Annotated in this window: 19 protein-coding genes; 11 read left to right on the top strand and 8 right to left on the bottom strand. The window is 59.7% G+C overall.

Annotated elements, in window-relative coordinates:
• Positions 1–3: 3 nt before the first annotated feature.
• Genes AB4N33_RS05380 through AB4N33_RS05370 form a run of 3 tightly spaced genes read left to right on the top strand, consistent with a single transcriptional unit; the run spans position 4 to position 2977 of the window.
• Positions 4–1173 (top strand): ABC transporter substrate-binding protein, encoded by a 1170-nt coding sequence (locus tag AB4N33_RS05380; protein ID WP_476456636.1) that lies wholly within the window; start codon positions 4–6, stop codon positions 1171–1173.
• Positions 1170–2228 (top strand): FecCD family ABC transporter permease, encoded by a 1059-nt coding sequence (locus AB4N33_RS05375; RefSeq protein ID WP_476456635.1) that lies wholly within the window; start codon positions 1170–1172, stop codon positions 2226–2228. Before AB4N33_RS05380 ends, AB4N33_RS05375 begins: the two co-directional genes overlap by 4 nt.
• Positions 2222–2977, top strand: a complete 756-nt coding sequence (locus AB4N33_RS05370) for an ABC transporter ATP-binding protein (RefSeq protein ID WP_476456634.1) — start codon at positions 2222–2224, stop codon at positions 2975–2977. The genes AB4N33_RS05375 and AB4N33_RS05370 overlap by 7 nt, the downstream gene beginning before the upstream one ends.
• 4 nt (positions 2978–2981) lie before the next feature.
• Here AB4N33_RS05370 and AB4N33_RS05365 read toward each other — a convergent pair whose 3' ends face one another.
• Genes AB4N33_RS05365 through AB4N33_RS05355 form a run of 3 tightly spaced genes read right to left on the bottom strand, consistent with a single transcriptional unit; the run spans position 2982 to position 6453 of the window.
• Positions 2982–4304 (bottom strand): aspartate aminotransferase family protein, encoded by a 1323-nt coding sequence (locus AB4N33_RS05365; protein WP_476456633.1) that lies wholly within the window; start codon positions 4302–4304, stop codon positions 2982–2984.
• Entirely contained in the window at positions 4301–5368 is a 1068-nt protein-coding gene (locus AB4N33_RS05360) for a phosphotransferase (protein WP_476456632.1), read from the bottom strand. The genes AB4N33_RS05365 and AB4N33_RS05360 overlap by 4 nt, the downstream gene beginning before the upstream one ends.
• A 53-nt stretch (positions 5369–5421) precedes the next feature.
• Positions 5422–6453, bottom strand: coding sequence for an ABC transporter substrate-binding protein (locus tag AB4N33_RS05355; protein WP_010466153.1), 1032 nt, complete (start codon positions 6451–6453; stop codon positions 5422–5424).
• A 230-nt stretch (positions 6454–6683) separates the two neighbouring features.
• Between AB4N33_RS05355 and AB4N33_RS05350 the strand changes: the two genes are divergently transcribed.
• Both AB4N33_RS05350 and AB4N33_RS05345 read left to right on the top strand, forming a co-directional pair.
• Positions 6684–7418, top strand: a complete 735-nt coding sequence (locus AB4N33_RS05350; RefSeq protein ID WP_010466155.1) for an SDR family NAD(P)-dependent oxidoreductase — start codon at positions 6684–6686, stop codon at positions 7416–7418.
• Positions 7419–7487: 69 nt separating this feature from the next.
• Positions 7488–8183, top strand: a complete 696-nt coding sequence (locus tag AB4N33_RS05345; RefSeq protein ID WP_460141559.1) for a GntR family transcriptional regulator — start codon at positions 7488–7490, stop codon at positions 8181–8183.
• Here the strand turns inward: AB4N33_RS05345 and AB4N33_RS05340 are convergent.
• A complete protein-coding gene (locus tag AB4N33_RS05340) occupies positions 8154–9077 on the bottom strand; it encodes a helix-turn-helix domain-containing protein (protein ID WP_460141558.1) in 924 nt (307 codons plus the stop codon). The two genes, AB4N33_RS05345 and AB4N33_RS05340, sit on opposite strands and share 30 nt — an antisense overlap.
• A gap of 386 nt (positions 9078–9463) precedes the next feature.
• Between AB4N33_RS05340 and AB4N33_RS05335 the strand changes: the two genes are divergently transcribed.
• A complete protein-coding gene (locus AB4N33_RS05335) occupies positions 9464–10294 on the top strand; it encodes an alpha/beta fold hydrolase (RefSeq protein WP_460142129.1) in 831 nt (276 codons plus the stop codon).
• A gap of 165 nt (positions 10295–10459) precedes the next feature.
• The gene (locus AB4N33_RS05330; protein ID WP_460141557.1) at positions 10460–11899 is read left to right on the top strand and encodes a catalase; all 1440 of its coding nucleotides are present in this window, start codon (positions 10460–10462) and stop codon (positions 11897–11899) included.
• Between the two features lie 72 nt (positions 11900–11971).
• Here AB4N33_RS05330 and AB4N33_RS05325 read toward each other — a convergent pair whose 3' ends face one another.
• The 3 genes from AB4N33_RS05325 to AB4N33_RS05315 form a co-directional block, all read right to left on the bottom strand.
• Complete coding sequence (locus AB4N33_RS05325; protein ID WP_476456631.1) at positions 11972–12205, bottom strand: hypothetical protein; 234 nt, start codon at positions 12203–12205, stop codon at positions 11972–11974.
• Complete coding sequence (locus AB4N33_RS05320) at positions 12202–13479, bottom strand: ATP-binding protein (protein ID WP_476456630.1); 1278 nt, start codon at positions 13477–13479, stop codon at positions 12202–12204. The genes AB4N33_RS05325 and AB4N33_RS05320 overlap by 4 nt, the downstream gene beginning before the upstream one ends.
• A 279-nt stretch (positions 13480–13758) precedes the next feature.
• On the bottom strand, positions 13759–14568 hold the full coding sequence (locus AB4N33_RS05315; protein WP_460141555.1) for a Crp/Fnr family transcriptional regulator: 810 nt from the start codon (positions 14566–14568) through the stop codon (positions 13759–13761).
• An 80-nt stretch (positions 14569–14648) separates the two neighbouring features.
• On the opposite strand from AB4N33_RS05315, the gene AB4N33_RS05310 reads away from it, so the two are divergent.
• The gene (locus AB4N33_RS05310) at positions 14649–15056 is read left to right on the top strand and encodes a hypothetical protein (protein ID WP_460141554.1); all 408 of its coding nucleotides are present in this window, start codon (positions 14649–14651) and stop codon (positions 15054–15056) included.
• Positions 15057–15197: 141 nt separating this feature from the next.
• Here AB4N33_RS05310 and AB4N33_RS05305 read toward each other — a convergent pair whose 3' ends face one another.
• Positions 15198–15713 (bottom strand): hypothetical protein, encoded by a 516-nt coding sequence (locus AB4N33_RS05305; protein ID WP_460141553.1) that lies wholly within the window; start codon positions 15711–15713, stop codon positions 15198–15200.
• Positions 15714–16227: 514 nt separating this feature from the next.
• Here AB4N33_RS05305 and AB4N33_RS05300 point away from each other — a divergent pair.
• The 3 genes from AB4N33_RS05300 to AB4N33_RS05290 are packed head-to-tail and all read left to right on the top strand — an operon-like array spanning position 16228 to position 18597.
• Entirely contained in the window at positions 16228–17202 is a 975-nt protein-coding gene (locus AB4N33_RS05300) for an ABC transporter substrate-binding protein (RefSeq protein ID WP_476456629.1), read from the top strand.
• Positions 17199–17957: an ABC transporter permease gene (locus AB4N33_RS05295; RefSeq protein ID WP_460141551.1), complete on the top strand. Its 759-nt coding sequence runs from the start codon at positions 17199–17201 to the stop codon at positions 17955–17957. Before AB4N33_RS05300 ends, AB4N33_RS05295 begins: the two co-directional genes overlap by 4 nt.
• Positions 17950–18597, top strand: coding sequence for an ABC transporter ATP-binding protein (locus tag AB4N33_RS05290; RefSeq protein ID WP_476456628.1), 648 nt, complete (start codon positions 17950–17952; stop codon positions 18595–18597). The genes AB4N33_RS05295 and AB4N33_RS05290 overlap by 8 nt, the downstream gene beginning before the upstream one ends.
• Positions 18598–18616: the final 19 nt, after the last annotated feature.

Genomic DNA, 18616 nt, shown 5'->3' with positions numbered 1-18616 from the left:
ATCATGCTCACCATTGTTCGACGCAGCCACGCCCTGGCCGCGCTGCTGTTTGCTGGATTGCTGGGGTTTTCACTGGCGTCATTGGCCAACGAAGCGGATGACACGCGCAGCACCGTCACCGATCTGCTGGGGCGCAAGGTCAAGGTCCACCTGCCCGTCAAACGGGTGATTCTCGGCGAGGGCCGCCAGTTGTACCTGGTGGCGGCGCTGGACACGCAAAACCCCATCGAGCGTATCGTCGGCTGGCGCAAGGACCTCATCCAGTCCGATCCCGACACTTACAACGCCTACCTGCGCAAGTTTCCGGGCATTGCCGACATCCCTACGTTCGGCGGGTTCGAAGACGGCACCTTCGACATCGAGCAAGCGATCTCGCAGCGTCCCGATGTGATTGTCCTCAACATCGAGGCCCGACACGCCACCGAAGATGCGCGCTACATCGAGAAGCTCGACGCCTTGGGCATTCCCGTGGTGTACGTCGACTTTCGCAACTACCCGATGCAGAACACCGAGCCGACCATGCGCCTGTTCGGCCAGTTGTTCGGCAAGGAACAACGCGCCGAAGCGTTCATCGCGTTCCGCAACCAGCAGATTCACCGGGTCACTGATGTGATCGCCGCGCAACAGCCTGCCCGGCCCAAGGTGTTCATCGAGCGCATCGGCGGCTACACCGACGATTGCTGCCTGAGCTTTGGCAACGAGAACTTTGGCCGCTTCGTGGAAATGGCCGGCGGCGACAACATCGCCAGGGACATCATTCCCACGACCTTCGGCCAGTTGAACGCCGAACAGGTGATCGTCGCCAACCCTGACCAGATCGTCGTGACCAGCGCCAACTGGGAAGCCTTCGCCCCGGGCGGGCACTGGGTGGGCGTGGGCCCGGGCGCGGACATGGCCGAGGCCCGGCGCAAACTGGCGTGGTACACCGGTCGCCCGGCCTATGCCGGCATCAAGGCACAGGAGAGCCAGGCCTTCCATGCCATCTGGCACCAGTTCTACAACAGTCCCTATCAGTTCGTGGCCATCCAGCAACTGGCCAAATGGTTTCACCCGACGCTGTTTGCCGACCTCGATCCGCAAGCCGCGTTTCGTGAGCTGCATGAGCGCTTCCTGCCGGTGCCCTACGAGCCGGGTTATTTCGTCAGCCTGGGCGAGCCCGAGGTCAAACCATGAATGCAATCAACGATACGATGGTCCAGCGCGACACCTACCGCCGACTGGTGGTGCGCAAACGCCTGATCCTCGCCGCCCTGACGCTGCTGCTGTTGGGCAGCGTGGTGCTTGACCTGGCCCTGGGCCCGGCCAGCTACAGTCTGGGCGAAGTGCTCGGCGCCCTGCTGTCACCGGACAGCGCCGCGCCGCAAGTGCGGGTGGTGATGTGGGATATCCGCCTGCCCGTGGCACTGATGGCGGTTGCCGTAGGCGCAGCGTTATCGCTGGCCGGGGCGCAGATGCAGACCATCCTCAACAACCCGTTGGCCAGCCCGTTCACCCTGGGCATTTCTGCGGCAGCCAGTTTCGGCGCCGCCATGGGGCTGGCGTTTGGTGTGGCGCTGTTTCCGATGGCAGCGCAATACATGGTGCCAGCCAACGCATTCATCATGGCCATGCTCTGCGCCCTGCTGATCCACTTCTTGAGCCTGCGCCGTGGCGTCACCGCCGAAACGATCGTGCTGCTGGGCATTGCCCTGGTGTTCACGTTCAACGCGTTGTTGGCGCTGGTGCAGTTTTTTGCCACCGAGCAAGCCGTGGCCGCCGTGGTGTTCTGGACCATGGGCAGCCTGACCAAGGCGACCTGGCCCAAGCTGGGCGTGATCTGCGTGGTGATCCTGATCACCCTGCCGATCTTCGCCAGGCGCACCTGGGCGCTCACCGCCCTGCGGCTAGGGGATGACAAGGCGGCCAGCTTTGGTATCAACGTGCGCAGCCTGCGTTTCCAGACACTGATCATGGTCAGCCTGCTCGCTGCGTTTCCCGTGGCCTTCGTCGGCACCATCGGCTTTATCGGGCTGGTCGGCCCGCACATCGCGCGGATGTTGATTGGCGAGGATCAACGTTTCTTCCTGCCCGCCTCATTGCTCACGGGCGCACTGATCCTGTCGGCGAGTTCGGTGGTCAGCAAAACCCTGATCCCCGGCGCGATTTTCCCCATCGGCGTGGTCACGTCTCTGATAGGCGTACCGTTCTTCATCTCCCTGATTCTCGGCGCAAAGAAAAACTCATGGTAACGATCCAGCTGCAAGACCTCGGGGCCAGCTATGGCCAGCGCACGATCATCAGCGGTGTGACCACCGCCGAGTTTGTCGGCGGCCAGGTGGTCGCCGTGGTCGGGCCAAACGCCGCAGGCAAATCGACCCTGTTCAAACGCATGGCCGGGCTGATCGACGGGCCCGGCGAAGTAAAGCTGCACGGCGCTGAAAAAGGCATGAAAGGCATCAGCTACATGCCCCAGGGCCTCAACGCCAGCGCCCGTTTGACCGTGTACGAATCGGTGCTGCTGGCGCGTAAACAATTGACTCCGGGTTGGGTCGTCCACGATGACGAACTGAAACTGGTCGATGAAATCCTCGACGCTCTGGGCATTACGCCGCTGTCATTCCGTAACCTGGGTGAACTCAGCGGTGGTCAGCAACAATTGGTTTCCATCGCCCAGACGCTGGTGCGCGAACCGCAAATCCTGCTGATGGACGAACCCACCAGCGCCCTCGACATGCACCGCCAGGTCCAGGTGCTGAACTTCATGCGCGACCTGGCGCGAAAGCGCGAGGTCATTGTGTTCATCGCCATCCATGACCTCAACCAGGCCTTGCGCTTCGCGGATCAGGTGCTGGTCATCGCCGATGGCACCTCCCAGGGCAGCGGCCCGAGCCATGAAGTGATCAACGAACAGATGCTGCGCGCAGTTTACAAGGTCGAGGCGCGCATCGAGCGCTGCAGCCGTGGGCAGCACCATATCCTGATCGACGATATCGTCTGAACCGCTACGGCTGCAGCCCTTCCAGCGCCGTGCCGACCGCTTCCAGTAACAAGTGCGCATGCTCCTGTTCGAAGGCCAACAGCGGGCGAATCTTCAGCACGTTTTCCAGCGGCCCGGCAGCACTGATCAACACGCCCTGCTCGCGCATCGCGTTGACCACCTGCCGGGTCTGCGTGGCAGCAGGCGCTTTTGTGGCGCGGTCGCTGACTAGTTCAACGCCCAGGAACATCCCTGCACCGCGCACATCACCGATGATCGGGTAACGTTCGGCGAGCTCCCGCAACCCCGTCAACAGGTATTCACCCAGGGTGTGCGAGCGCTGCTGCAACTGTTCGTCACGGATGACGTCCAGCACGGCCTGCCCCGCTGCGCAGGACACCGGGTTGCCACCGAAGGTGTTGAAGTAGCGCATGTTCTGGCCAAAGTGATCGACCACTTGCGCACGACCGACCAGGCCGGCGATGGGGTGGCCGTTACCCATCGGCTTGCCCAGGGTGACGAGGTCGGGACGCACGTTGTGCCGCTGGAATCCCCACAGGTTCAAGCCCGTGCGGGCGAAGCCCGACTGGACCTCATCGGCGATGTACAGCAGGCCCTCGGCCTGGGCCAGTGCGATCCCTTCGGCGATACAGCCGGCCGGGTCGGCGAAGACACCATCACTGGCGAAAATGCCATCGACCAGGATCGCCGCCGGACGAATGCCGTGTTTGCGCAGGTCATCGATGGCCGCACGGACGTCAGCCACGAAGGTCGAGGCCACCTGATCCTCACCCAGCCGATAAGCATCGGGGGCACGAACGGTGCGCACGTGGGGCGGCAGAACCATGCTCGGACCCAGCGACGGGGAAAGCTCGGCGATATCACCCGTGACGCCGTGATAGGCAAAGCGGGTGATGATCACCCCGCTGCCGCCAGTGAACTGCTTGGCGATGCGCAACGCCAGGTCGTTGGCCTCGCTGCCGGTGCAGGTAAACATGACGCGCTCGAGGTGATCGGGAAAGGTGCCCAGCAGTTGCTCGGCGTAATCGAGCATGCCCTCCTGCAAGTAGCGAGTGTGGGTGTTGAGTTGCGCGGCCTGCCGGCTGATCGCCTCGACCACCCGGGGATGACAATGCCCCACCGACGCCACGTTATTGTAGGCATCCAGATACCGCCGGCCTTGTTCGTCATACAGCCACACACCTTCACCGCGCACCGTGTGCAAGGGGTGTTCGTAGAACAATCGATAGGCCGGGCCGAGCAACCGTGCCCGGCGTTCGACAAGGCGTTTTTCCTTGTCTGACAGGCGATCGGCATCTTCTGAAGTGAAACCGTTGATCATGCTCATGCGCCAACCTCCTGGGTGCAAGCGGCAAGGATTCTGTCGTGGACTTCGGCGCAAGACATCGCGGACAAACCCGCCAGGCTGTCCTGTGCGCGGTAGGCGTTGCGCAGAATGTACTCGCGGTTATCCGGGTGCAGGTCGGCCCGCCAGTAATTGATGCACAACGACAACGCCAGGCGTGTGGAGATCAGCACCGGCAGCAGTTGCAGCTCTTCGCCGGTGAGAGGATTGACCTGGTGATAGGCGCGGATCATGTCCAGTGCGGGCGCCAGGACATCGCCGGACACCCCCAGTTGATACGATGCAGCGACCGCGACTTCGTTGACCAACGGCGCGTGGACCATGTCGCCAAAATCCAGGATGTTGCGCAGCACATCCGGCTGCTCCGGATCGACGATGACGTTGTGCGGGTTCATGTCGTTGTGAATGACCTGATGACGCAGCGTGGCGCACCGGCCTGACACCTCGGCCTCGAAGCGGTCCAGGCTGTGTTCGATCCGGTCGCGACGAGCGCCAGGCTCGATGTGTTTCAGCCGGGGTCTGAGACGCTGGGAATGTTGCATGTCCCACAGCAGGACGTGCCCGGCCGCAGGATGGCTGAAGCCGCCCAGTGCCAGGTCGAAACGCGCCAGCGCTTGCCCCAGGTTCTGCCTGAAATTCACCGATGTATGGGCGACGCGGTGCAGCGGCAAGCCGTCAACGAAGGACAGGAGACGGACCTGCATGCGCTGTCCCTGGATTTCGACGGGCTCCACGAAGCGCCCGCTGAGCGATGGAAAGACACGCTGCACCGGCAACGTCGGATCGTTACGCTCGATCTGGAGCATGGCCTGGTTATGGAAGTCCACGACTTGCGGGTTTTCCAATGGATGGGACAACTTGAACAGACGCGACGAACCGTCCGCGAGCATGACCCGGAAATTCAGGTCGCGCTCGCCGCCCAGTCGCTCGAGTTTTCCGCTGATCGCGTAGTGCTGCGCAAGGACCTCAAGGACCTGCCCCTCACTGACCCGGGCAGGTGCCGCCTCCAGCAGACAGGGTGGCGCCGATACTTTCTCAAGCGGCATTGTTCGTAACTCCTCGCTTCGGTGATGTGGCCTGCTCGCGCAGGCCCCTTGCATTACTTGTTGGCCCAAGCGATGAAGCGCTCTTCCAGGTCTTCACCGTGGTCGATCCAGAACTCGGCATCCGTGGCCCGGGCGTTTTTCAGATTATCCGGTGAAGTCGGCAGTTTGCTGCCCACCGCTTCATCGACCAGCGCCACGGTTTTGGTGTTGCTTGGCCCGTACGGAATGGCCTCGACAAAATGCTTCTGCTGCACCGGCGCGCTGGCGAAGGCGATGAAGTCTTCTGCCAGGGCCTTGTTCGGTGAGCCTTTGACGATCGCCCAGTGGTCGAGGTCGTACAGGCTGCCATTCCACTGCATTTCAAACGATTGTCCCTCCGCCTGCGCCGAGGTGACACGCCCGTTGTAGGCCGAGGTCATCACCACGTCGCCCGCCGCCAGCCATTGCAACGGCTGGGCGCCGGATTCCCACCACTGGATGTCGGGTTTGATCTGATCCAGTTTGCGGAACGCCCGCTGCACGCCCTCCTCGGTGCCGAGCAAGGTGTACACATCTTCCTTGGCCACGCCATCGGCCAGCAGGGCGAACTCCAGGGTGAACTTGGCGCCACGGCGCAGGCCGCGCTTGCCGGGGTATTTCTTCACGTCCCAGAAATCCGCCCAGCCTTGTGGCGCGCTGGCGAGTTTTTTCGGGTCGTATGTCAGAACGGTAGACCAGATGAAGATACCCACCCCGCAATCGCTGACGGCGGCCGGGATAAAGTCCTCTTTCTTGCCGATGCGCGACCAGTCCAATGGCTCGAACAGCCCTTCGCTGCAACCGCGCAGAAGTTCGGGGGATTCGACCTCGACCACGTCCCAACTGGTTTTTCCGGTGTCGGCCATGACCCGGATCTTGGCCATTTCGCCGTTGTAGTCATCGGCGGTGATCGCCACTTTCTTTTCTGAGGTGAACGGTTTGTAGAACGCTTTTTCCTGGGCCTGGCGGTTATTGCCGCCGAAGGACACCACGGTCAGTTTTTCAGCGGCGCTCAATGGGCCGGCAAGCATTCCAAGCATCAGTACGGTTGCGATTTTGCTGTTCATGCGTCTCTCCGAATTCGCTACGTGCGTGAGCGGCAGCTGTAAGGGATGGCAGGTGGTTTTTTTGTTTTTGGCAGCAATATTTCGGTCAGCGCCGGGTGTCTTGCACCTGGTGGCCGGCGCACGGCGTTGATTCCGAGGCGCGGCTCATTAGTAACACATTTGGAATATGATGCATCATAATTTTTATTGGTATAGTCTCACCACTCCACCCCTTCCTCAGGAGCACCTGTATGACCGAGCAACGAACCCTCCTCCTCACTGGTGCGAGCCGTGGCATCGGCCATGCGACGGTAAAACACTTCAACGCCGCGGGCTGGCGTGTGTTTACCGCGTCGCGACAGAATTGGACCGAAGGCTGCCCCTGGGCTGAAGGCGAGCTGAATCACATCCACCTGGACCTGGAAGACATCGATGAGGTGCGCAGCAGCCTGCCATTGATTCGGGAGAAACTCGGCGGACGCCTCGATGCCCTGGTGAACAACGCCGGCATTTCACCCAAAGGCGAAGCCGGCGCACGATTGGGCGTGCTGGAATCCGATTACGCCACCTGGCTCAGCGTGTTCAACGTCAACCTGTTTTCCACGGCGTTGCTGGCCCAGGGACTGTTCGATGAGCTCAAGGCTGCGCAAGGTTCGGTGATCAACGTCACCTCGATTGCAGGTTCCAGGGTGCACCCGTTTGCCGGGGTCGCCTATGCCTGCTCGAAAGCCGCACTGGCCGCGCTGACCCGGGAGATGGCCCACGATTTCGGCCCCCACGGCGTGCGTGTCAACGCGATTGCCCCCGGTGAAATCGAGACGTCGATCCTGTCCGCCGGCACCGAGCTGATCGTCGATCAGCAGATCCCAATGCACCGCCTGGGCAAGCCGGAAGAAGTCGCCTCCCTGGTGCATTTCCTCTGCACCCGAGGCGCGTCGTACATCAACGGCTCGGAGATTCACGTCAACGGTGGTCAGCACGTCTGAAATAATCTGGAAATCCCGGCCGGAAACTCCCATCATTCGGGCCGGGCATCCGCCGCAGATGAGCGATCAATGAGCTACCCCATTCAAACCCTCAATCATTCGTACCTGGGCAGCGGCATCTATGAGCTGCTGCGCGAAGCCCTGATCACCGGACGGTTCCAGCCGGACGATCGCCTGCGCATCCGCGACCTGGCCGAGCAACTGGGCACCAGCGTGACCCCGGTGCGCGATGCGATCCTGCAACTGGCCAAGGAACAGGCGCTGATCCTCAAGACCCCACGGGACATCCGCGTGCCCATTCTCACGGCCGCGCAATACGGCGAGATCCGCAGCATCCGCCTGGCGCTTGAAGGCCTGGCTGCGGAGACGGCCGCCACGCTGGTCACCGACAGCGAACTCGAGGACCTGCAAGCCTGCATCGAACAGAACATCGCCGCGATCAACGCCCAGGACTTGCAGGCGGCGCTCAAGTGCAACCAGCAATTTCACTACGCGTTGACCTCCATCGCCCGCATGCCGGTACTGGCCGGCTTGCTCGATAGCCTGTGGATGCGCACCGGCCCCCTGATCGCCCGCGCTTATGGCAACTTCAACGAGCGGATGGCCATCGACCATCACTGGGAAGTGCTCGACGCCCTCAAGCGGCGCGACGGCGCGGCGGCTCGGGCGGCGATCTGCTGTGACATTCTCGATGGCAACGAGAAGATGCTCGAGTACATCGAGATGGCCGCCGATTCAAACGACGCCTTCGCGCCTCGTGCGTGAATGTTTGGCGAACTCGTTTGGCGTCTGTCCTGTGTACTGCCGAAAGGCTCGGCTGAAGGTCGCCTGGGAGGAAAAGCTCAACGCCATCGCAACGCCCGCAACAGTATGTGCACTGTGCCTGAGTAAATGCCGGGCTCGTTCCATGCGCCGTTCGGTGACGTAGCTGTATGGGGTTTTGCCGGTAGCCGCCTTGAATGCACGAGAGAAGTGAAAGCGACTGAGATAGGCGACGGCGGCCATATCATCAAGAGTGATCGTCGACTCGATATTGTCCTCGATGTAATCCATCACCTGACGAATGCGTTTCATCCCGGGGTGCGCTACGACATCCAGTGACGAGAGGCGCGACGGCGAAGTGCTGGTAAAGCGCTGTAGCAGCCGCGCGGCGACGCTGCACGCGAGCGTCTCGACCAGCAGGGTCCCTGCGTGGCTGGGGTTGTACAACTCGACAAAAATGGCATGACCGATGCTCGCGATCAGATCATCTTCGAAGCCGCGTTCGAAGCGTATCGTCGAGTACTCGCCACCGTCGAACCCGTCGCCCAAGGCTTGCCCCCCAAATTGATCAGGGTGCAGGTGCACATGCAGCAAGCCGGGCATTGCGGCGGAGAGTAAAACCAGGTCCTCCTGAATGCCTTCAGGACAAATCCATGTCATGCCCCTCTTCGATGGCGTCTGCTCAACCATATCGTAGGCCTTGCGCGTCACGATCGCGCCATTCTCGCCTCGGGTGTCGAACACCAGTTCAGTCGTGGGTTGGCGGCTATTTTTAGCGATGACGCCGTCACTGTGGCTGCGCACCTCGGCAACCAGCCCACTCCAGTTGCGGCCCGCCGATGAGATCAGCAGCCGCGATGAACTGTATTTTTCAGTCTTGAAGCGCGGGTCGGTCATTTCGATTTCACGACTATGTTGCTCGATAGATCGCGGCAAAGTTTCACATTGCTGAGACGTTCGAGGCAAGTCACTAGCGAAAACAACCTGCTGTCGCTGTCGCAGCGAAACAACCTGGCACACCAAAAACCAACAACTCTTTGCACCCCTTCACACCGCTTTTCAACGAACTTGACCATAGTGCTTCGGCCAGTCAACGGGACTGATCCATCTTCATCAGGAGCATTTAAATGGCAGACGATTCCTCACTTTCACTCGACGAAAAAGTGCGTCGCAACTTGTTGTTGGGCGGTCTGGCCACAGCCGTTGTAGCAGCACTGCCCGCCAGTGCGACAGCTCAGGTATCCAGCAAAAACGCTTCGTCCACCAAAAAAGGAGCACAGGACATGTCAACTATCGTGACCAAAGAAGGCGTAGAGATTTACTACAAGGATTGGGGACCGAAGGACGGCCCGGTGGTGACACTGAGTCATGGCTGGCCGCTGAACGCCGATAGCTGGGACTACCAGGCATACTTCCTCGCCTCCCAGGGCTTCCGGGTCATCGCTCACGACCGTCGGGGCCACGGCCGCTCCAGTCAGCCGTGGGACGGTAACGACATGGATCATTACGCAGATGATCTTGCCACGGTCATCAACACGCTCGATCTGCGCAACGTCACCGTCGTCGGCTTCTCTACCGGTGGTGGCGAAGTCGCGCGCTACATCGGGCGCCACGGCACCTCCCGCGTGGCAAAAATCAGCCTGATATCCGCTGTACCACCGCAAATGGTCAAAACCCCGAAAAACCCCGGTGGTCTGCCGATCGAGGTGTTCGATGGCATCCGCAACGGCATGCTTGCCGACCGCTCCCAGATTTTCAAAGACATCCCGAGTGGCCCGTTCTACGGATTCAACCGTCCGGGTGCCAAAGTCTCTCAGGGAATGATCGACGCCTGGTGGTGGCAGGGCATGACGGGAGGCTTCAAGAATACCTACGACTCCGTCAAGGCATTTTCTGAAACCGACTTCACTGAAGACCTGAAGAAATTCGACAAGCCAACACTGATCATCCACGGCGATGACGATCAGATTGTACCGATCGATGCAGCCGGTCGCGCTTCGAAAAAACTCGTGCCGCACGCGTTGCTCAAAGTGTATCCGGGCGCACCGCACGGTCTGACTGAAACCCATAAGGATCAGTGCAACCAGGACCTGCTGGCCTTCCTGCGCAGTTAAGCACTGCGCGTTCCCTTGTTCGCTCTCCGCTTTTAGCTACGGCCTCCCCCGGCGCCAGCCGGTTGAAAACTCGAGGTGATGGTCTTCCTGGTGACCACAACTGCCATTCACCTCTGGTTGAGGCCCGTAGCTCTTTTTCGATTGAAACCCTCGTGAGGCTACGCCATGTCGAACAAAAAACTGACAACGGCCAACGGAGCTCCCGTCGTTGACAACTTCAATACCCAAACAGCAGGCCCCCGCGGACCTGCCTTGCTTCAGGACATCTGGCTGCTGGAAAAACTCGCCCACTTTGATCGGGAAGTAATCCCCGAGCGGCGCATGCATGCCAAGGGCGCCGGCGCTTACGGCACCTTCACCGTGACCCATGACATCACCCGTTACACCAAGGCCAGCCTTTTCAGTGCAATCGGAAAACAGACGGCGATGTTCACGCGGTTTTCCACTGTGGCGGGCGAGCGTGGTGCGGCCGATGCCGAGCGTGACATTCGTGGTTTTGCCATGAAGTTCTACACTGAGCAGGGGAACTGGGATCTGGTGGGCAATAACACGCCGGTGTTTTTCTTCCGTGATCCGCTACGCTTTCCGGATCTGAACCACGCGGTGAAACGCGACCCGCGTACCGGTCTGCGCAGTGCGCAGAACAACTGGGACTTCTGGTCTTCCCTGCCCGAGGCGCTGCACCAGGTCACCATCGTCATGAGCGAGCGCGGCATTCCACGCAGTTACCGGCATATGCACGGTTTCGGCAGCCATACCTACAGCCTCATCAACGCCAACAATCAACGGCACTGGGTCAAGTTCACCTTCAAGACTCAACAAGGCATCGCCAATCTCAGTGATGAACAAGCGAGGCATTTGGTCGGCGAAGATCGTGAAAGCCATCACCGCGATCTCTTCGACAGCATCGAAGCTGGGGACTATCCACGGTGGACGCTTTACATCCAGGTCATGACTGAAACCCAGGCAAACAGCCATCCGGTCAACCCATTTGATCTGACCAAGGTCTGGCCACATGGCGATTACCCGTTGATCGAAGTAGGCTTCTTCGAACTCAATTGCAACCCCGAGAATGTCTTCGCCGAGGTTGAACAGGCCGCTTTCAGCCCTGCCAACATCGTTCCAGGTATCGGGTTCTCACCGGACCGCATGCTCCAGGGACGGCTGTTTTCGTATGGCGACGCTGCCCGTTATCGCTTGGGTGTCAACCACAGCCAGATACCCGTCAATCAACCCCGCTGCCCGGTCCGCAGTTTTCACCGCGATGGTGCCATGCGTGTCGATGGCAATCACGGCGGCACGCTGTCCTATGTGCCAAACAGTCAGGGCGAATGGCTGGACCAACCCGAGTGGCGTGAACCGTCACTGGACCTTCATGGCTCAGCAGGTCACTGGGATCATCGTGTCGACGACGACCACTACGAGCAGCCTGGCAACCTGTTCAGGCAAATGACCGATCAGGCAAAAAAGGCGCTCTTCGAGAATACCGCCCGCTCGCTTCACTCTGTGTCCCGCGATGTGCAACTGCGACACATCGCCAACTGCAGCAAAGCTGATACTGCCTACGGTGATGGCGTGGCCAACGCGCTGGCTGAACTCGGATAATTGCTCAACAACGTTTGCAGGAGCCTCTGCTCCTGCAAACTTTCTGCAAAGACGGCCGGCTCTGTCACAACCTCACCCCACCGAGCCTTGGCGCCGCAGGCTGCCCTGCTGGCTCTCACAATATGATGCCTCGCGTTTGCGGGTTTCGCCCTTCAAAACTTTTTCCAGCAGAAAGATCCGAACACTTTCAAACATACGGAACTCCATAACACCGCTGGGGGTAGCTTGGGGCATCAGCACAGACTTACCGACCAGAGCGTCCAACAAGCCGACCAATGCCGCGAAATCCGGCATTTTATCGCTCATAGCCTGGATATCGGCGAGGCTGAACCTCCCCCGAACGCCGAAAGTCGATACAGCAGTTGCTGTTCATCGCCACTTAGCGCGTTAAAACTGCAGTCAAGCATGGCTTTGAGTGTCTGGTGGCGGGAGATGGCGTTGCGTCGTCCGCTCCAATACAACCGACAGCTGCTGTTAAGCAACGCCTGCGTGCCGGCCAGACCAAATGTCACGACACGTGAAGCGACCAGCGTGATCGCTAATGGGTTGGCATCCAGCCGCGAACAAATCTCGGCAATGCGTGGAACATCTTCGTCGGTGAACTCGCAAAGAGACGCGGTCGCCATGCACTTTCCGATGAACAGTTCAATGGCTGAGAAGGCCCTCGCTTCGACAACCGTTAACAACATCCCTTTGGGCGGAACGTCAAGAGAACTCAGGCGATAGGTGAATTCACCATTGACTCGTAGCGCTTCTCTGCTAGTCACCAGCGCATGTAGTTCAGCGCCGTGTTCGCAAAGGGCCTCGACCAGTGTCGAGACCTCGCCCAGCGACTCATCACAATTGTCGAAGACCAGAACGGTGCTGGCACCTGCCAAGCGCCTGGTGATCGCGCTAACGGGGTCACTTCCATCCTGCTCGATCCCAAGCGCGCCCATCAGCGATCGGACGAGTGAGTGGGGTTGGGCGAGCGAATCGAGATTGAGGCAATGCACCTCAGCGGAGTATTCGTCGATCAGCCTTTGAGCACAGGCCATCGCCACCGTCGACTTGCCTATGCCCCCTGGCCCTACGATTGACACGCAGCGATGATCCAATATCGCCGAAGCGAGCAAATCAAGATCGGTTTCACGTCCGACCAATTGAGCTGGGCCGAGAGCCGGTACAGCAGCGATCAGGCGACGCCTTTCAGTCGCCAACTCGAGGCGCGACATCGAATCCAGACGAGTGACTTTCGCGACAAAGCTGTAGCCGCGCCCCGGAATGTTAGCAACGTAGCTGCTCCCGCTCTCGCCCTCCCCCAGGATTCTGCGCAGCAAACCTATATTGACCCTCAGGTTGCTTTCATCGACGACGATGTTCTTCCAGGCCTTGGTCATCAAAATTCGCTTATTGATGACGCTACCCGCCTCCCTGACCAGAACAACCAGAATGTCCAATGCTCGACTTCCAATCGGAACGGCCTCGCCAGATCGTTCCAAGCGCCGCTGGACGGGATACAAACGATAAGGGCCGAACAGCAGAACCACATCAAACCCGTCATCTGCCGCAGTCCCGAACATTGGATCTTGCTGAGTCATGACACGCACCTTCCACGACTTTGCGCACTGGTAAATTTTTCATGTTTACAAACCCCAGACAGCGACGCCGATCATCCTCGTGACAAAAGCGCTACTAATCAAAGACTTATTTGAGCCCCTCCCTTTACTATCACTAAATTTCAGAATTCAATCTCTGCAATTGTTGCGCAGTTTTTTGCATTTATTGCTGTTCTGCATGGAACCGCCGATAAGCGCTTGCATCGTGCGTCGTCTCGCGTGTTGGCAGGTGGAGGAATGGATATCGCTGGAAAAATCCCGTCAGCGACCTGTCACTTGACCGATCAGGCGTAAACGTTCCAGATCAAGAATGGTAATTTTGTTGCCCCGGCCGCTGACCAGCTCCTGCTGACGCCAGCTCGCCAGAACCCGACTGAGCGTTTCTCCGCGCATGCCCAGGTTGGCTGCGAGCTGCCCGATCTTCAGTGGTAACTCCAACGCGGTGACATTGTGTTTGGCGTACAACTCGAGCAGGTACTCGGCAAGCCGACGGGGACAATCCGTGGTCGCCAGCGAATAGCTTTTGATCAGGCTCTGGCGCAGCATTTCGCTGGTATAGCGCAAACAGGCGAGTGCCAGTGGCCCGTCCTGATGACAGGCTTCGAGAAAAGATTTGCGCGTCAGCCAATAACCTTTCACCGTACCCGAAGCGACAGCGCTCGCCGGGTAACAGCCATGCTCCATGAACATCACGGGGAGTGCGACCAGACTGCCGGCACTGAAATGGTTGCGGACATATTCCTCGCCCTGTTCGGTGTAACACACCAGACAGACTTCGCCACTCTCGATAAACAGGCAACGGGTCGCCGAATCACCCTGGTCGTACAGCCGATGGCCACGTTCGGCGCTGCACGGCGTTGCATGAGCGGCCAGTAGTTGCCGCGAGGCTTCGTTGGACGCCCCCAGGAGCGGATGGGCTTGCAGTAAATCCAGCAGTGGCTGATGGCCGATTCTGACATTTGTCATTTTTATCCAGTGGCGAGCGGGCAGATGATGTAAATGATAATACATAGCGTTGGGAGGACGAGGATTGGCAATTGTTTCGTCACCATCCCCTGCCAGTCCACCCATGCCCTATCCTCCAGGACACGATCAGCGCGAGCCCACGGCCTGGGACTGCTAACTGACGAACATGAAGAGTGAGAAAAAGTATGATTGCTGGCATTTGCGGTTTGCTGTTCGCCGTTTTTGCGATTTTATTCGCGCGCAGGGTTCATGGTGAACATTGGCTGTATGCAATCACTCTCGTTGCCTTACCAGGCATTTACAGTTTTTTTGCGTTTTACGCGGGAGAAGCCACAGTTGGATTCGATGAGTTGATATTCGGCATTCCCTTCATCGCGGGCGGACTTCTGCTGGTCCTGAGCAGTACGCCACAGACCTTGATGGTGATAGGTGCTTTATGGATATTACATGCCCTGTATGACCTGACTCACGAATGGTTCTTCATAAATCCTGCGGCACCCGGTTGGTATCCAATGTTCTGTGCCAGCGTGGATTTTGTTATCGGCCTGTACGTCCTCCGCCTGGCCATCAAAGCAAAAAAAATAAGGACTTAGTTCAGTAGACGAACGATGGGCCAGAAGATCCATTGCAGATCAGCATTCCCAAAACTCTTGGAGAGGCGGCACCGAAATGTGTTCGGCACCACCTATAGAGCCTCATCCGAAACTTGCTAATGATACGTTTCCTGAAACTGTTCAGCTGGAGCTGGATGATGCCGGCATCGGATCATGCTGCACGAAAGGCAATGGTTGCACGGCATCAGCACCCTTCGCTGTCCCAGCACCTTTCAGGGCTTCCATCAGCTGTGCCGTTGCGCCGGCCAGGTTGCCATTGAGACTCGCCAACTGTTGGTTTATCGCACTCACACGTGACGTTTTTTCTTCAGCGGACAGGCGTTGATCAGCTTGTATCGCTTGCAGTTGCGCCTGCTGTTCCTGGATCTGCTTTTGCAATTCCTTTATACGCTCACGAATTTTCTCGATCTGTTTTGCTTCATTGGATGCCGAGTTACCCGATTTTTGAGCAGACGAAGATGCTTTAAGCCCTTCTACTGAAATAGTCACTGCTACCGAGTTTCGGTTGCTGCTGCCTCCTGTTTCAGCTGCGGAATCCACGGCACTGGACGCAGGCCGTGCTTCTGTCCTGACTTGCAATTCTCTGCTGGAGGGGATGAAGTTCTGATTGATGGTGACGCCACTCAGTGAGTCCATATTCTAATGTCCTGTGTTGAGCTGGAGGTAGGGTCGAGTGCAGAATTTCAGACTTTGGGTACGAAACAACGACTACGCAACCCAGAGCCACATCACTTATTTCGCTTCAAACTGGCAACCACGAAGTCGTGAATAAATCATCCATGAATAATGGCGAGGTCGCAATCAACTTACGAGTCACATTGCCAAATCGTCAGAGCCCGCACAGATTTATATTCCTCTCCCATCATCCGCACAAAACACCGCGCCATCTGATCCGATGAATTATTCGCCATCTGCGTATTAACAGCCCTCCATTAATATTATTTAAGTTTGTTTATCTTGCGCTCGACGCCCCTGCATGATCTGCCAGCAGTCGACGCGATGTTTCATTGGCCAACCCCGCAGCGGATTGACGTGCGGTAGCTATACACGTCGCTGATGATCGTTTCTGACTTTTGTCATTTTCATCCCGCTGCAAGCAGGCCAATAATGCAAACGATAATACATATCGTTAATTGCGAGTACGTGCACCATGCGACAGTTTTTCCTCTCCCTCGTCTTGTCTGCCAGCCTCGCGGCGGTGGCAGAGCCGGAGCCGGAGCGTGCCGTACTCAATCTGGCCGGCCCGCCCTCGGTGGTCAGCTTTCCGCTGTTCCGTCTGATTGAGCAGAACGCCCTGGCCGCCCAGGCACGCGAGGTGCGTTTTCAGCTCTGGCAGAACGGCGAGCAACTGCGAGCATTGCTGGTGGCTGGCCAGGTCGATTTCAGCGCCGCGCCGAGCACCGTGCCGGCCAATCTCTACAACCGAGGGCAAGCCGTGCGCCTGCTGACGGTATCGGCGTGGGGCGTGCATTGGCTGGTCAGCCGTGATCCGAACGTGCGCGACTTCAGTGACCTGCGCGGCAAGGAACTGGTGGTCCCGCTGCGCCATGACATGCCCGGCATCGTCGTCGATCGCCTGCTCGCGGCCCAGGGCTGGAAGGCCGGGCGCGAGGTGAAGATTCGCTCCGCGCGCGACTTCCCGTCAGCGGTCAACCAGTTGCTGTCCGGCCAGGCCGATCATGCCCTGCTGGTGGAACCGTCGGTGTCCGTGCTGCTGGAACGCAATGCGCGACAACCCGGCGCGGCACCCTTGTATCGCGTCAAGAGCCTGCAAGCACTGTGGGCGGACAGTTTCCCCGAGCAGGCGCAACTGCCCCAGGCCGGGCTGATGGCGTCCGGCGCCGTGGTCAGCGACAAGGCGCTGCTGGCCAGTGTTGCCCAGGCGTATCAGGATGCGAGCCAGTGGTGCCAACAGCAACAACGCGCCTGCGCCGAACTGGCGCACCGTTACCTGCCCCACCTGTCCATCGAGGCCCTGGAGCAGTCGATTGCCCATAGCCCGCTCGACCCGCGGCCAGCCAACCAGGTGCACGCGCAGTTGCAGGCGTTCTATCAATTACTGTTCAGCCAGGCCCCCGAACTGATCGGCGGACGGTTGCCCGACGCGGGGTTGTACGCGCCATGAGCCACACATCCAGACGCTGGGCGCTGCTCGGCACGGTGCTGCTGTTGGCTGGCTGGTGGTTGCTGGCATGGCGCTTCGGCGCATTGCTGGCCGCCACTCCCATGGTGGCGGTCGAACGCTTGTGGCAGCTCATGCAGGACAGCCAGTGGCGGGCCCAGTTAGGCATCAGCCTGCTGCGCATTCTGATCGGTATCGGCGGCGCCACCCTCCTCGGCTTCGGCCTGGGTCTGCTGGCCGGCCTCGATGGGCGGGTTCGCGGTTTGCTCGAGCCCCTGCGCTGGGTGCTGATGGCTACGCCACCCGTAGTGGTCGTGGTGCTGGCAATGATGTGGTTCGGCATGGGCAGCGCCATGGTGATTTTCATGACCACCGTGGTCCTGGCGCCAGGTGTGTACGTCAACACCGTACGCGGCATGGCGCTGCTCGACCCGCAATTGCTGGCGATGGCGCGGGTGTACCGCTTCGGTTTCGTCCTGCGCTTGCGTCATCTGTACATCCCGGCATTGGCCGGACCGTTGTGCGCGGCCCTGCTGATCGCCGGCGCCTCGGGCATTCGCATCGTGGTGATGGCCGAAGTGCTCGGCGCCCAGGAAGGCATCGGCTTTGCCCTGGCCAATGCCCAGAGCGCGTTCGACAGCGGCACCTTATACGCCTGGGTTCTGCTGGTCCTGCTGCTGGTGGCGCTGCTCGAATTCGCGCTGCTGCAACCCCTGCAACGGCGCCTGAGCGCATGGAATCGGGTGCCCCATGATTGAAGCCCGGGAAATCGCCGTCCGGTATGGGCAGACGACCGTGCTGCACAACCTGTCGCTGTGCCTCAAGCCGGGCGAACGCATTGGTCTGGTCGGCGCCAGTGGCAGCGGTAAAAGCACCTTGCTGCGCCTGGCCTGCGGCCTGCAAACGGTCGATCAGGGTACGTGGCACAACAGCTTCGAGCGCATCGCGATTGCCTTCCAGCAGCCGACCTTGCTGCCGTGGCGCAACGCCCTGGATAACCTGGTGATCCCGCTGCTCGCCCGTGGCCTGGAACCGGCGCAGGCGCAGCAGCAAGCACGGCAGTGGCTGGCCCGTGTCGGGTTGAGCGACAGCGCCACGCGCTGGCCGGCGCAGTTATCCGGTGGCATGGCGCAACGTCTGGGACTGGCGCGCGCGTTATCGGTCGAGCCTGATCTGTTGCTGCTCGATGAGCCCTTCAGCGCCCTTGATCCGACGCTGCGCCAGACCCTGGCCGAGCTTTGCCAGCAATGGCTGGCCGCCCGCGGCGCGGCATTGATATGTGTCAGCCACCACCCCCAGGAACTGGCGCCGCTGGTGCAGCGACGCCTGGTATTGATCGACGGCCAGGGACATTGGCAGGACGCCCACGGCCAGCCGTTGGAGGCGCTGCCACCCTGACCGGCAACACCCTCCAGAC

Source organism: Pseudomonas sp. S1_E05, from assembly GCF_056337105.1.
This window is presented reverse-complemented; position numbering and strand designations above follow the sequence as displayed.